18 protein-coding genes are annotated in these 13,641 nt (G+C 57.5%); 14 read left to right on the top strand and 4 right to left on the bottom strand.

Annotated elements, in window-relative coordinates; all coding sequences use genetic code 11:
• The first annotated feature begins 537 nt into the window (after positions 1 to 537).
• From RX329_RS10025 to RX329_RS10015, 3 genes are all read left to right on the top strand, one after another.
• Positions 538 to 1,941, top strand: a complete 1,404-nt coding sequence (locus tag RX329_RS10025) for a site-specific integrase (protein WP_317245803.1) — start codon at positions 538 to 540, stop codon at positions 1,939 to 1,941.
• Between the two features lie 888 nt (positions 1,942 to 2,829).
• Positions 2,830 to 3,006, top strand: a complete 177-nt coding sequence (locus tag RX329_RS10020) for a hypothetical protein (RefSeq protein ID WP_201263784.1) — start codon at positions 2,830 to 2,832, stop codon at positions 3,004 to 3,006.
• A 23-nt stretch (positions 3,007 to 3,029) separates the two neighbouring features.
• Positions 3,030 to 3,317, top strand: coding sequence for a hypothetical protein (locus RX329_RS10015; protein WP_317245802.1), 288 nt, complete (start codon positions 3,030 to 3,032; stop codon positions 3,315 to 3,317).
• 5 nt (positions 3,318 to 3,322) lie between these two features.
• On the opposite strand, the gene RX329_RS10010 is transcribed toward RX329_RS10015, so the two are convergent.
• From RX329_RS10010 to RX329_RS09995, 4 genes are all read right to left on the bottom strand, one after another.
• A complete protein-coding gene (locus RX329_RS10010) occupies positions 3,323 to 3,808 on the bottom strand; it encodes a hypothetical protein (RefSeq protein WP_143275339.1) in 486 nt (161 codons plus the stop codon).
• 68 nt (positions 3,809 to 3,876) lie between these two features.
• Entirely contained in the window at positions 3,877 to 4,416 is a 540-nt protein-coding gene (locus tag RX329_RS10005) for a hypothetical protein (RefSeq protein WP_161495102.1), read from the bottom strand.
• A gap of 765 nt (positions 4,417 to 5,181) precedes the next feature.
• Positions 5,182 to 5,349: a hypothetical protein gene (locus tag RX329_RS10000; protein WP_161495101.1), complete on the bottom strand. Its 168-nt coding sequence runs from the start codon at positions 5,347 to 5,349 to the stop codon at positions 5,182 to 5,184.
• Between the two features lie 215 nt (positions 5,350 to 5,564).
• Positions 5,565 to 5,753, bottom strand: a complete 189-nt coding sequence (locus tag RX329_RS09995; protein ID WP_085394180.1) for a hypothetical protein — start codon at positions 5,751 to 5,753, stop codon at positions 5,565 to 5,567.
• A 171-nt stretch (positions 5,754 to 5,924) separates the two neighbouring features.
• Between RX329_RS09995 and RX329_RS09990 the strand changes: the two genes are divergently transcribed.
• The 11 genes from RX329_RS09990 to RX329_RS09940 all read left to right on the top strand — a co-directional run bounded on the left by RX329_RS09990 (position 5,925) and on the right by RX329_RS09940 (position 13,515).
• Positions 5,925 to 6,125 carry a hypothetical protein gene (locus RX329_RS09990; protein ID WP_317245801.1) on the top strand — a complete coding sequence of 67 codons (201 nt, stop codon included), beginning with the start codon at positions 5,925 to 5,927 and terminating at the stop codon, positions 6,123 to 6,125.
• A 109-nt stretch (positions 6,126 to 6,234) separates the two neighbouring features.
• Positions 6,235 to 7,263: an IS110 family transposase gene (locus tag RX329_RS09985; RefSeq protein ID WP_317245582.1), complete on the top strand. Its 1,029-nt coding sequence runs from the start codon at positions 6,235 to 6,237 to the stop codon at positions 7,261 to 7,263.
• Between the two features lie 655 nt (positions 7,264 to 7,918).
• Positions 7,919 to 8,215 (top strand): hypothetical protein, encoded by a 297-nt coding sequence (locus tag RX329_RS09980; protein WP_162496259.1) that lies wholly within the window; start codon positions 7,919 to 7,921, stop codon positions 8,213 to 8,215.
• The gene (locus tag RX329_RS09975; RefSeq protein WP_317246401.1) at positions 8,151 to 8,492 is read left to right on the top strand and encodes a PilZ domain-containing protein; all 342 of its coding nucleotides are present in this window, start codon (positions 8,151 to 8,153) and stop codon (positions 8,490 to 8,492) included. Before RX329_RS09980 ends, RX329_RS09975 begins: the two co-directional genes overlap by 65 nt.
• A gap of 19 nt (positions 8,493 to 8,511) precedes the next feature.
• Entirely contained in the window at positions 8,512 to 8,718 is a 207-nt protein-coding gene (locus RX329_RS09970; RefSeq protein ID WP_317245800.1) for a hypothetical protein, read from the top strand.
• A gap of 1,309 nt (positions 8,719 to 10,027) precedes the next feature.
• On the top strand, positions 10,028 to 10,234 hold the full coding sequence (locus tag RX329_RS09965; RefSeq protein ID WP_245329402.1) for a DUF992 domain-containing protein: 207 nt from the start codon (positions 10,028 to 10,030) through the stop codon (positions 10,232 to 10,234).
• Positions 10,235 to 10,326: 92 nt separating this feature from the next.
• On the top strand, positions 10,327 to 10,692 hold the full coding sequence (locus RX329_RS09960; RefSeq protein ID WP_410706285.1) for a response regulator transcription factor: 366 nt from the start codon (positions 10,327 to 10,329) through the stop codon (positions 10,690 to 10,692).
• Between the two features lie 176 nt (positions 10,693 to 10,868).
• A complete protein-coding gene (locus tag RX329_RS09955) occupies positions 10,869 to 11,039 on the top strand; it encodes a hypothetical protein (protein WP_201263783.1) in 171 nt (56 codons plus the stop codon).
• Between the two features lie 655 nt (positions 11,040 to 11,694).
• Positions 11,695 to 11,832 (top strand): hypothetical protein, encoded by a 138-nt coding sequence (locus RX329_RS09950; protein ID WP_161495100.1) that lies wholly within the window; start codon positions 11,695 to 11,697, stop codon positions 11,830 to 11,832.
• Positions 11,833 to 11,848: 16 nt separating this feature from the next.
• Positions 11,849 to 12,868 carry a calcium-binding protein gene (locus tag RX329_RS09945; RefSeq protein ID WP_317245799.1) on the top strand — a complete coding sequence of 340 codons (1,020 nt, stop codon included), beginning with the start codon at positions 11,849 to 11,851 and terminating at the stop codon, positions 12,866 to 12,868.
• Positions 12,869 to 13,074: 206 nt separating this feature from the next.
• Complete coding sequence (locus tag RX329_RS09940) at positions 13,075 to 13,515, top strand: hypothetical protein (protein WP_143275336.1); 441 nt, start codon at positions 13,075 to 13,077, stop codon at positions 13,513 to 13,515.
• The last annotated feature ends 126 nt before the right edge of the window (positions 13,516 to 13,641 follow it).

Genomic DNA, 13,641 nt, shown 5'->3' with positions numbered 1-13,641 from the left:
GACACGCCTTCGCGTCCTCGCGGCGTTTCGCCCCAGCTTTGCCTGGTCATTCCACCCTCTTGTCCAAGAGGGCGCAGGGAAGGCCGGGTGCCGGCTGGCACCCGCGGTCCGCTGCGCGAAAATGTAGCGCAAGGAAACCGCACAGCAGCATACAGGTGTAGCCAATCACTCGGCCTTCCCTGCGCGATGGTTGGACGGCTTATGCCGTGCTCTCCCGGGAGCCGAGTTCCTGCTGGCCTCCCTCACCCCAACGAAAGTCACCGGCACCGCGCCGGTTGACGCGGATGCCGCATTCGCCAGGGCTTGACCGTAGCAACGACGGCCAGGACCACACGTCTATATTTTGGCATCCGGTGAAACACGCCGAAACTAACAAAAGACTTTGAAACAAGTGTTTTTCGACTACCCTGATGCAGGCTGTTTCAGCGGGCTTCACCAAATTAAGGGCCCGGCCCTAAGCCTTCCAGCGGTCCGCACGACAAGCTGAAAGCCTCAAAGCCGAGCCCTTTGGTCCCAAGCCTTAGGAGCCGAAACCACATGGATACTACCATCATCGCGGACACCGCTGGCAAGCGCGGCCGCAATAGCAGCGTCATCCTGACCGACCGCCTTTGCGAGAAGCGGGTCGCCAAGCGGACCAAGCTCTACGACCGCAAGTGTCCTGGTCTCTACGTCAGCATCACGGCGGCGGGCGTGGCGACCTTCTCGTACAAGTTCACCAACAGGCAGACCGGGAAGCAGCGTACCGGCTGGCTCGGCGTCTACAATCCCGAGACCTTCACCGTCGAGGACGCCCGCAGCAAGGTCTACGGCCTCAAGGGACTGGGTGCCGGGGCCCTCGCCGAGAATTTCCGGGACCAGAAGGCCAAAGCGGCGAAGCGCGGCAAGACAGTCGCCGAGATCATTGAGGAGCGGATCGACTGGATGAAGACGCCAGTCAAGAAGCCGGATGGCGAGATGCGGCCCCGGTTGGAGGCTTGGGAAAATACGGCGAGCCACCTGCGCCGGTTTCTCGGTACGAGGCTTGGCAAAACACTCGCGAGAGACGTCACCAAGCATGACATCGCGACGCTGTCGAACGACATCGTCACGGGGAACTTCGGCAAGCCCTCCGTCAGCAACGCACGTCATATGCGCAAGGCCGCCTCGGGCCTATTCAACTGGGCGGCGGAGGCAGGACGCGACTACGTAACGGCCAGCCCGTGCGTCAATCTCCCAAAGCTCGACCCGGAACACCCCCGCACCCGAGTCCTATCGGAGGAGGAGATCAGGGTCTTCTGGCACGGTCTTGATCGCGACGACCTACCCTGGGACCGCCGGACCCGGCTGGCGCTCAAGTTCGAACTCGTAACCATGCTGCGCTCCCGCGAGCTGCTCGGTGCACGCCGGGATGAGCTATTCGACCTCGACGGCGACAACCCACGTTTCGACGTGCCCCTCAAGCGGGTCAAGAAGCGGCGGGTGATCCAGCAGCCATTGTCTGGTGTGGCGATCGAGATTATCAAGGAGGCGCTCGCCTCGAATGATCAGCAGTTTGTTTTTGAGAGCCCCATGTACAAGGGCCAGCCGATTCATCGCAAAGCAATGGCCGACGCGCTGCGTGGCACCAAGCACGAGACGAACAAAGACAAGACCAAAACCGCCGGCCTTTGCGAGCTGCTCGGCCTCGAGCCGTTCACGCCGCACGACCTCCGCCGGACGGCAGCGACCTTGGCCGGCGATCTCGGCTTTGACGATGCCTGGATCGCGAAGTGCCTCGATCACGCCGCGAGCAAGAAATCCGAACAGATCGTGCCAACCGTCACCGGCAAGGTCTACAATCACAGTAAGCGCATGAAGGAAAAGCGCGCGGTGTTGGATGGTGTTGCGGCCGAGTTGCGGCGCATCATCGAGAATGTTCCTAGGCAAGCCATCGAACAGGTCCAATGTCTTCTGGCGTGACGGATATCCCCAACCTGGGGGTGTCAGCCCAGCACCTATCGCGCTGGCTGTCTTTGGCATTTCACTGCGCAGGGCTTCGCGGAGGGCAAAAAACCTAACGAAATCAACGCAACGGCGCGGCTGTGTCCTCCGTTGTGTCCCGATCCGATATCCAAAAAATATTTTGCATCCATACGCCTCACCCATGCTCGACCCATGGGCGGCCGAGCTTGCGGCGGATCATCATCAGGACCGCAGCGGATGCTTGAGGAGCGGATGGCGGCGGCTTGATGCCCTCCCGCCTCGCGTGCATAATCAACAGATGCAGGTGCAATGCCCCAAATGCAAAGTGATTGTCGCCATTGGAAAGACCAAGTGGTTCTTTGACGGCGGTGAGTGCAGAGAACTTCGGGGGACTGAGGCAGGCGAGGCTAAGGCCTATGAAAAATGCCCGGTCCTGATAGAAGCCGTGGGCGACGCAGAGAAGAATGCCAGCTTCCCTTAACGACATCGAAGCTAAATGAGACGTGCATGATCGCCCTGCCGGGATCAATGCAGCTTCCCTCTCAGCTTTCTGAGTTCCCGCAGATCGGCGACATAGTCCTCGATGTTGCGCAACGCCTCGTCCATCCGCCACGCCTTGGGCGGGGGGCTTGGGCTTGGGTGGCGGTTCGTTGGGGCGGCGGTTCATGGACGGGATGGTCGCGACGGGCGGCCGCTGAACTGTTAAGGTGGATCAAGGGAAGTCGGCCACGAGGGCCGCAAAATAAAGGGCCGCCGTCGTGAGACAGCGGCCCCTCATGCTTCCGGGTTTCAATAAATCCGAACTGAAATGGCTTTGCCAGCCCCGGGCTACCAGATTTTCCCGGTTAACAAATTCCTGCCACAACAAATGTTAAGTCCTCGACCATGCAGGACTATCAAACTCAGCTCGAAAAGCTCCGAAAAGATGCAGCGGATTGTGCGCTCATCCGTGATCTCACGACCGACAAGGCGAAGCAGGAGCTATTTGGCCGCCTCGCTGATCATCTGAACGTCCTCGCAGACCAAGTTGAAACAGCCATGAATGAACGGAAGGCCAGGTAGCAAATCGCCTAGCGCGACCACCAATGCTCACCCTCCGTCTGATCGATCCCGACGACTACACGGTCCACGATGACGGCCAGTTGATCGGCCGCATCCGCTACACGGGCGAGCACGCGGCGGGCCTGTGGCTCTGGACCATCATCGTCCCGATCCCGGGTGCATCCTCCGGTGATGCCAAGACGCTGGACGAAGCCATGGCGCGGTTCAAGTCGGTATGGGTAGCGTTCAAAGCGAGGCAGGGTGCGGAAAAGCTGACGAAGGTGTTTGCCGAGATGAACCATGCCAACCGGCCGGATCGATATCGGCAATAATGCCGTCACCCGCGAAAGAAGCCGATGCGGCGCTGCTGCTTCTTCAGGACTGCAAGTCTCTCATCGATCGGCTTCTTCTGAAGCGCTAAGTCTCGCAACGCACGTTGGCCCGCTTCAGTGGTGACGTCATGTTTTGACATTGCTGCACCAAGCCGCGCGGATTGTTCGGTAAGTCGCGATATCTCGTCGAATTCAGCGCGCTGTATCGATCTGAAATGGTTCAAGCCTGCTGAAGTATAAAGTGGACTTAGCTCAGCCTTGATCGGCTCGGGCTTGTATCTCAAGTACGACCACCAAAAGACGGCTGCTAGAATGATGATCCAGGCTATCCCACCCACCGCAGCCTTTACCCAAATGTTGTCGGTCGGAGCCAACCACGCGAGTAGTATCGTGGCCAACGCGGTGCTGCCTAGTTTTGCGAAAGCTCTCGGACCAGTGTCAATTCCAAGCGATGACAACGAAGCTCGGAACGCAGACGCATAGCGGCTCACAATCAAGCTCCTCTTCGATTCGGGGAACGCTCAAGAGGTTAGGCAACGCAGGTGCCGGCTCAGCACACTCACCATGGAGGGTCTGCCACGACAGACTGTAACGATTCCAAATGATGAATGATCTGAGTTCGAAGGTTCAAAAATTCCAGCATGATCGGCAATAGCGTCGGCTCGTTTTGCAGGACGTGGTCAACCTGCGTCGGTCCGAAATCATGAAAGAGCCGATCGCGTATTCGTTTGGCCGACGTAGGCTGCACTGCATTCTGCTGTCGCTCAAACAGCAGCTTCAGCCACTCAATATCGAACGGCATGTTGAGCTTCAATAGCCTGCTTTGAACGTGAAAGTGGCTTTTGATCGGCTTGGCCAGCTTGTCCTCGGGCATTTGTTCGGCCGCCGGAATCTCATCTGCGATTCCAATGATCGCTCGACAGAGCTTTTCGCAAGCCCAGTAGTACGCGACAAATTTGGCAGCGGGCGGAAGATGGTGAGCCCCATACTTATCGAGGGCAACGTCAATATCGTTGATCCTCCGAAAATAGGTTCCCTTCACCTTTCTCCCGTTGTGAAACTCTTTGTTCGAAAACGTCCAATCGAGCATCACGGTCAACCCCATTCTGCACGGAGCGCGGGGCCTGAATCCCGCGCTCCGAAAGAGGAATCACTATTGGTGAGACTGTCCAGAGCCGCCGACGCAAGCCCATCACCGCAAGCAGCTCAGGACCTAGTCCTTGGGCCGATAGTGAGCGCGCACATGCTCGGGCCGCCGATGGCGAACGCGAACGTAGGAACGCACCCAGTGCTTTTGGCGTTTACGCATTCGTAAACCTCCACACAGGATTTGTTTTGGAGGTCCGATTGAAAAGCTCGGACGAACATGCGAGTTTTAAGTGCGCCCCCGCGTCGTGCCGAGTCCCAACCGGAACCGGTTTGCGCGGTCAGAGGCCTGCATCACGAGCAAGGTGATGCAGGCCTTTACGCTATCAGGGGCCGACCGCACGCCCCTGACGCGGCTAACGTCATCCCATCGATCAAGTCTCCACCATCCGTCATGCGCGCTGAATTGCGGCGCATGCGCTGTAACCGTTCTTCCTCTAAGAGCTGAAACGAGAGCAGTTACCGGACCGTTCCTCAGGCCGTTACGAATCAGCGTGAGCACATGAGGGTCATTGGACACCCGGGGGCCGACTCGACGCAACGCACATCGCAGGCACGTGAAAGACTTACTAACAGGCCCCCACCTGTTAATCGTGCCGGATCTGTATGAAAAACCCACCAGATTCCCGCCCGTGCCGCTTCGCCGCAACATCCGGGCATTACCGGGGATCAGCCATCCGGCAACTCACTCACCGTGCAGCGTCACTCCGTCCACGCATCAATCGCGCCTCATCGCGATGAGGAATTCAGCCGGCACCATCTTCAGATCAGCGACGGCGCGCAGGTCGTCCAGATCGATGTCCTCGACGTGCTCCGGCAGGGCGCCAATGCGGTTGGCGCGCTCCATCAGCGCGAAGAATGCGGCGCGCTCGTCTTCAGTTGTCATGGCGGACGGTGTCTTTGTCGTCGTCTCGCAGCCACGGCCGCTCGGTGGTCTCCGGCGTCCTCCCGCCTCATGGGGCCAGTCAACCGCTATGCCGGCAACCACGCGCCGATGCCGGGCGTGCTTCTGGATCAACCGGCGATCGGCGGGACCCAAGCTGAGAGCAGGATGACGCCGGATGCGTGGTGGGGCATGTCAATACGCAAGCACAACTTACTTTAATGAAGTCGCCGGTTAGGAGGACGGACCCCGCTCATGAGCGCCAGCTCTTGCTCTAACTGCTCATTCAGGAGCATCAGCGCTCGCAGCGCGCCGCGCAGATCACCGTCACAAGCGGCGACGATCTCATCGACAGCCAGCTCGTATTGATCTAGAGCAGAGTTGGTGCGTTGGTCCCCGCAATTCACAGGCTGCCGGGGCTATCTCAGGTTTGCCCTCATTTGGATGCATCGGGCCAAAACTCGGGGGCGTTGCAGATTTACAACCCCGCGCAGCCATTCGAGGTACTAAGTTCGTCAGTCGAGACGACCAAAAAAATATTTGATGCTTACTTCAACATGATATCGCGGGGGCGAAAGATGTTTGATGTCTATCGCAATGACAAGCGCGACTTGCTCGTTCTCAGTTCAGGCTCTCCCGTACCCGTGCTTTACTCTGCACATAAGTGGCGCAAGAGCAGGAAACGAGTTCTCAAGGTCAACGACGAAATCAAGTCAGCCGTTCAGAGACAGGGCTATTACGTTCGCAGCTTGCGGGTCACCAAGGAGCGGATGATCTAGGTCGAGTAGGTCGGCGGCTGGTGTTCTCTCCATGTGCTGGTGTGGACGGCCTCGCATCCCCACGGTTTGATGGCGCTCTCGGCGTCACAGAAGATGAGAGGAAAGTCTAATGAATATTCCCGTTCGTATCGGCATGGATACTTCGAAGTCGGTGTTCCAGCTTCACGGTGTTGATGAGAATGAGGTAGTGGTCGTTCGGCGTCAGTTTCGGCGAGCCGAGATGATCCGCTACTTCGAACGGATTCCGCCAGTTCTCGTCGCCATAGAGTCTTGCGGCAGCTCGCATCATTGGGGGCGCCTGCTGCAATCGTTTGGACACGAGGTAAAGCTAATCCCACCTCAGTATGTGAAGGCCTACGTGAAGCGCGGCAAAAACGACGCGGCCGACGCCGAGGCGCTGTGCGAGGCGGTCACCCGGCCCAGCATGCGGTTCGTACCGGTAAAATCGAAGGAACAGCAAGCGGCTTGCATGTTGATGACCGTCCGAGAACGCCTGGTCACCGTGAAGTCTCAGCTCTCCAATGCTTTCAGAAGCTATGCCGCTGAGTTTGGTATCGTCGGCCCCGCTGGCCGGCAGAACGTAGCCGCACTCATCAAACGTGTGCTGGAAGACGATAGCCTGCCGGAAATGGCGCGGGATCTCTTCCGATTTCAGGCGGACGAGTATGCCGCGGTTGAAGCCCGCCTGGCGAAGATCGAGGCCAAGCTGATGAAGTGGCATCGCGAGGATGAGATCAGCAGGCGCATTGCGACAATTCCCGGCATCGGTCCGATTGGGGCGTCGATGCTCAGCATGAAGGCACCACCGCCCGAGACGTTCAGATCGGGGCGCGACTTTGCGGCATGGCTCGGACTGACACCCAAGGATCATTCAACTGGCGGCCGGCAAAGACTCGGCGGAATCACAAAGGCTGGAGACTCTGTACTGCGATCGACGTTGATTGTCGGTGCCACCGCACTGCTGAGGCACGTCCGCAAGGGTCGTCATAAGCCAACACCATGGCTCGCCTCACTGCTGGAGCGAAAGCCGCCGAAGTTGGTTGCGGTGGCATTGGCCAACAAGTTTGCCCGCATCGCTTGGCGCTTGATGATATCGGGCGGCGTGTACAATCAGCGGGTAGCAGCCATGCCGACTTGATCTGAAATCGGACCGCGAGCGAGGTTGCTCGTCGGATTAACCACGAACTTGCAGGACGCAGTAGATGGAAGGACCGATCGGTCGATACGCGCGAGCTTCCGAAGATTACACTGGCACCACGAGTGTCGCCCATGTGCTTGGAGCGTGCGTAGCGAACACCATCTTGGCCAGCGGACTTTGTCCGCGCAAACAGGCCGGACATCTGATAGCAAGCGATCTGGCCAGAAGTCTGCTACAATCCTGACAAGTGGGGGGCCGTCCACATCTGCAATCTCTACAGCATCACGGCTAACCAACCCGCCATCCTCGGGTCTTGCCAAATTCCGATAGGTTTCTCTATGCAACTTGCATACTACAATACCCGCTGCTCGCAACCTTACAAATTGTTTGTTAACCGTGCACGCGTAACATCCTGAACACGAGCATTCCTTGCAGACGGCGGTGGCCGTGTTTGTCATGGCAAGATAGTCCGAGTGGGCCTGTCCCATTGTTCTCGCGTGCACCTGCATTTTTCATCTGTGCTTTCCTTACTACTTTCGAAGAAGCAACGTCATAACGGCCGACCCGCCAAAGAGATTTGCGACGATGTCGTCAGTACTGCAATTTCAGGGGTAAATCTGGGAGAGATCGCTCGTGTCAGAAACCCCCTGACATTTTGGCGAACATCGCTGCTCTGTTGTCGCAAGTTCAGGCTCTCGAAATTCAAACAACGGATGACATCCGTCAGGCCATCTTCAGTCTTGAACTCGCCAACGGTTGTATCCGATTGATCCTCGGGCAGGCCAAATTGAATGAAACAACCAGAACGACTTTACTGGCTCAGTCGGAGAGGATCGATTTGCTAATTGCGGCCACGCGCAGGGAGGCGGCGCACCTATTTCAGGCAAATGATTTTGAATTGGGGATTGCAGATGTTGGGAGACAATCGAAAGGCGAACCGCGTTCGGTTTGACCACAGGCATGCGGTCAGCATCATCGGCATCGATGGGACGTGGAGGCGAAGCTGCATTCTGCTGGACGCCTCTGCAAGCGGTGCCAAGCTTGAGGTGGAAGGGTCAATCGCACCTCTAAAGGCGCAGGAATTCTTCCTGGTTCTCTCCGCGACTGGTCTGGCATTTCGGCGATGCAATCTGATTTGGATCGATGGAGCTCACATCGGGGTTCAGTTTGTCACCGGAAACGCGAGGGGCAAGACGAGCGCAGAGAAACGTCTCGTTGGTTCACAATAAAACGAGTTCGGATCGAGCGATGATCACTCAGATGCCCGACAGGTTTGTTGTTGGCACCCGCTTCAAAATGAGCAAGCTTGGGGTACTTCAATTCCCAGATCTGGCTCACAAGACCGGCACGGTTGTTGAAGTCAGCATCCGCACCAGCGGCATCACGGTGCTGTTCGATGGTGCCGCAAGACCGACCGTGCTAGACCAAAGCTATATAGCTCCTCTGTCCGAGTAACAATTTCGGACGACGATCCGATGAGCGCAGCACGGCTGACCTACAGCCCCAACCCGCGACTAATCTCCCGTACAGGCCTAAGCGCGGCGTCGGTGTTGCGGCCCTAGAAGAGTGCCTGATCGATCTGCGAAAGAATGGTCAGCCCAAATAGCGCGATAACAATGCCTCTGAACATGGCTGTGGACCGGGTTGAACGATGCAACGCAAGTTCAAAAGGCCCCAGCCGCAGGTTGGGAGGAACAGCCGGGGCCGTGCATTCCCATTCCATGTGCCGCAATCGGCGGTCATCGGCACGCCCCAAGTTTCACACGCACAAGCTAACAGACTATTTCGCGGTCCGGCGCCGGACTAGGGCACGTACTCGTTAAGGATGGGGTCCTAGGTCGCAGATGGACCAATACCGGAAGTAGCCAACTTGTTCGATCACCCTGTCGATGCGAACGCTGAACGTCGGCGAAAATTCGAGCGATGCCGCTCCCGGCATCATCTTCCCCACGCTAGGTGACTACCTATCCAAATGCCGCGATTGCAAGCACAACGGCGGCGACGAGGATCGGACCTGCATCGGAGAAAAAGGGAATCATGTGGCTGACCTACGCACTGCCCGATGATCACGAACCTAGAAATATCGCCACGGACAAGCACGCGCAATCTGTGCGCTAGGAACTTTGTTCAATCTCATGATCGTTCTAACATTTGCACTGACGCAGACAGGACAGAAGAACCAAGACTCACTTGCGATTACCCTCGGACCCGGACTGGGATTGTAACCGCACATCGTTCGATGACATTGAAAACCGTCACAAGCATCATAACCCATGAATGCAATTTCAGGGGCGGGATAACCTGAACAATACACTTTCGTTCCAGTCCAGCATTTGCCACCGTTCCCTTTTGAATCACTCTTCACGTATGTCATTCCCAGATCAGTGCAGTCTGCTGGCGACCCATAGCAAAATGGGGCTGTCCCGATCCACATCCCTGACTCCGCAAATGCATCTCTGCTTAGCAAGATAGCGGTTAGTGCGAAGACTATCCTGAATAGGATCATAGAAGCCTCCCTACCTGTAACAGATGTGGAGGGGGCACCAGGTGGATACCCTGAGACCCACCGTAGAAGATATTTGAGCAACCAGAGACGCCTGTAAAGAAAAGATCCGCATGTCGCACGACTTACCAGTGGTCAGTCGCGCTCATTGCTTTCCTTCCTTCATGATCTCGCGGAGAGACTTCGGCCGCGCGGAGGTGACCTGTAGCGGCCTTCCCACCGGGCCGCGATCACCTCCCCGACCACACTGCGCCGCGCGGATTGGCGGGAACCTATGCGGGTGCGACCGCTGGCGGTACGGTCGGCGCCGGAGTGGGTGCCAACCTCCTGATCGGCGGCTCGGACCGCACGGTCGCTTTGCAGCCACTGTCCGTGCAGGGTCAAACGGGCGTGAACATTACAGCGGGCGTGTCCAGCATGGAGTTGCGGCCGGCCACTGCGTCTGCGCGCCCCAAGCCCCAGCGATGACATCAGCGCCCGGCGGACTTTCCGTTGATGCAGATCAAGGGTTGGTCGCTCCCTTGGAGGTCATCTACGCCTAGAGGCTGGGCACGGATATGATGGCGCAGCGGACAGTTGTGGTCGTGATCGACGACGATGCGAGCCTTCTTAAGAGCGTGGCGCGGCTATTGGCGCGCCACGGCATCGAGAGCCGTACGTTTGCCTCGGCCGAGGCGCTGCTTGAGAGCGACAGCGTGCAGACGGCAACCTGCTTGCTGCTTGACATTCACCTCGGGGGAATTTCGGGGATCGCGCTGCAACGCCGGCTTGCGGCATCGGGATCGAAGTGGCCGGTCATCTTCATGACCGCGAGCGACGACGAGGCCACGCGCAACGAGGCGATGGACGCCGGATGCATCGCCTATTTGCGCAAGCCGTTCGCACAGGACGACTTGCTGAATGCCCTATCGAAAGCTCAGGCTTAGCGGGCGCAGCCAGAACAAGAACGTTCGGGGGCGCTACGTCGGTTTGGGGTCCAAAAGCAGCGGTCCAACCTTGCGCGGCGCCGGGTCCGGTCTAACCCTGACACCCGACTTATCCACGGGCGGCGGGATGATATAATCATCTGCGGCCAAACGTCTGATGCGCAACGGAGTGTTCGATGGTGAAGGAGATCAAACAACTGCGGAAGCAAGCTGAAAAGGCCGCGCGCGCTGCAAAGACAGTCGCGGATGCTGAGGTATCTCAGGAACTACAAGCCTTAGCACGCGCCTTCACAAGCCAAGCCGACGTTCTGAAGTCAAAAAGGCGAGCAGGCAAGAAGAGACGGTGAACTTGATCCTTGAAGAACAGCCGTAGAATACTTGGCGATTGGTTGCACAAGCAGGCTTCATTTATCGTGTTCTCGCCGAAGGAGGTGATGACCTTCGCATGCTGCCCTTCTCGCTGCGAAAGAGCAACTTGGCACGTCTGCTGGCGCGGCGTCCTGAAGGTGTCTTCATCAATCCTTTTGAACGCGGCGAACTTGGGCCTGATCTGTTTCGAACTGCCTGCAAACTTGGGCTTGAGGGACTGGTGTCTAAGCGTCGAGGCCGACCTTACGTCACCGGCCGATGTAAACACTGAATCAAAATCAAGAACCCGCGGCATCCTGCGATACAGCGGCGATCTGGATAAACTTCTAGAAGTAGCGGGATAGATGGCCACTACAGTTCCGAAGCGGGAACTGTATTCCTTCTTGTGTGTGCATTCGGCATATTGTCTTCCAGCTAAACCGAGAGTACAGGCGCTGGGAGGCAGGCATTTCCTGCCATCTGCTGTCCGCAAAACGGCGACATACCGAACTCTCCGTTTCTTCAAAGTGGCAGCGCTGGTGCCATCGGCAGGCCCTTTCACAACTTCACGCCTTTCTGAATGTCCCCGCATTCGCGTGCGTATAGGTGTGCGCCCTCGGACCTGATAGCCATTTCCCTGTTCAGGAGGTCTGCATGGCCGTTCAATCAAGCGACTTCATCGTCAACAGCACGACGGCCGGAGATCAGACTAGGCCCACGGTGACGACGCTGCCTCACGGGCATTTCGAGGTCACGTGGCACGCCGGCAACTACAACCAACCCATCTCATAAAATGGAGGGCGTAACCATGACCACTTACGATGTAGACCTCTCGGTTGGGACCGGTACGGTCGAGGGATCGATTCAAACGGATGGGGCTTTGGGCGTTTTATCCCAGGCTGATATCGCGAATGCGAACCTGACTTTGACTAATGGCTCCTACACCTGGACGATTACGGGAACGGAGTCTTTTTCGTTGTTTGGGACGGACTTGTCAGCGACAAACAGCGGGCTCTTTTTCAACTTTGACGGAAGTGGTGGAGGCTTCGTCTGGCAAGAATTGGGCTTTGAAGATACAAGCGGCCTCGTAAGTTCGCATCCTTCAACTATATCCTTTAACCTACAGTCAGTTGGTGACCCATCGAGTCCGATTTGGGCCCCATACACTGGCAACGTGGAAATTGCCCAGGTTCACGTTGAGATCACCGGTACCAACAGGGCAGACACACTCACCGTAACGGGCGACGCACATTTCGTGTACGGGCTGGCCGGTAACGACAAACTTCAGGGCCTAGCGGGAAATGACTACCTCGACGGCGGGTCGGGGCAGGATATTATGGCGGGCGGTGCAGGTAACGACACCTACGTGGTCGATAACGCGGCTGACGTGGTAATAGAAAATTCCGGCGAGGGCACTGATACCGTGCTGTCCTCTGTTAGCTTTACGCTGGGTGCAAACCTTGAGAACCTGACGCTTACTAGCGGCAGCCGGGGAACCGGCAATGCTCTGGGCAACAACATCATCGGCAATGGCGGAGCAAACACACTATCCGGCCTTGCCGGAAACGATGTGCTCAATGGAGGAGGCGACAACGATAAATTAATCGGCAGTCTTGGAGCGGATATCCTGACCGGTGGCACCGGAGCCGACAGGTTTGTCTTTTCCGCCTTCGCGGACAGCACGCCCGCCGAGCTTGATATCGTACAAGGTTTCGTTCATGGCATCGACAAGATTGATCTTGCCGGGATCGACGCAAACGCTTCCAGAACGGCAACCAGGCATTTGCATTCGCCGGTCAAACCAGCGGCGCCGTTGCTAACAGCGTGACTTGGTGCCAGAGCGGCGGGAATACCTTCGTGCAGGCCGATGTGAATGGCAATACGACAGCGGACTTTCTGATCCAGTTAACTGGCACCAACCTCAATCTCAGCGCCTCGGACTTTTTGCTGTAGGTCATGGGCGCGTCATTCAGGTGGAAATACCATATGGACCGTGTGCGTTTGCACGGACCCAAGTCCAACGGAGACTGCAAAATGAAGGCTTTTCTTGCTTCAATGTTAGTCGCCGCTTCGGTAACGCCGGCATTGGCGGACGACGCGGGCACAATCAAAATCCACGCTGGGTGGAAGCTGATCCAAGAACGCGTGGAAAAAGGTGTTGCCTACGGCACTCTGTGGGGGATCACCTTCAACGACACGGGCAGCGGTCCTCTGCACATGGCACCTGCCTCGGGGACCTATAGTCTTACGCAACAGACCGGTAAGGGTGAGGGCGAACTCACGTGGGGCGAGGGCGACGACCAACTAAAGGGGCCGTTTACGATCGCGGTTATCGACGGCAAGGCAACAGGCGAGAACACCGTCACGGGAACTGGAAAACTTGCCGGAATAACCGGCGGCCCTTTTGCGTGTGCTTTTGTGGGCAAGCCCGAAGATCAGCAGGCGTGGTGTACGGAGGTGTTTCGGCGGAAGTAGGCCGCACGGTCTTGGCAAGCCGCTCATTGAGCCGATCAACTGATGGAAACGACGCCGACACAACAAAGGCCCCGACGATCTTGCACGTCGTGGCCCTTCAAGATCATCAGGCCGGTTTACATCCGC

The organism is Bradyrhizobium sp. BWC-3-1 (assembly GCF_032917965.1).
Taxonomy (GTDB): domain Bacteria; phylum Pseudomonadota; class Alphaproteobacteria; order Rhizobiales; family Xanthobacteraceae; genus Bradyrhizobium; species Bradyrhizobium canariense_D.
This window is presented reverse-complemented; position numbering and strand designations above follow the sequence as displayed.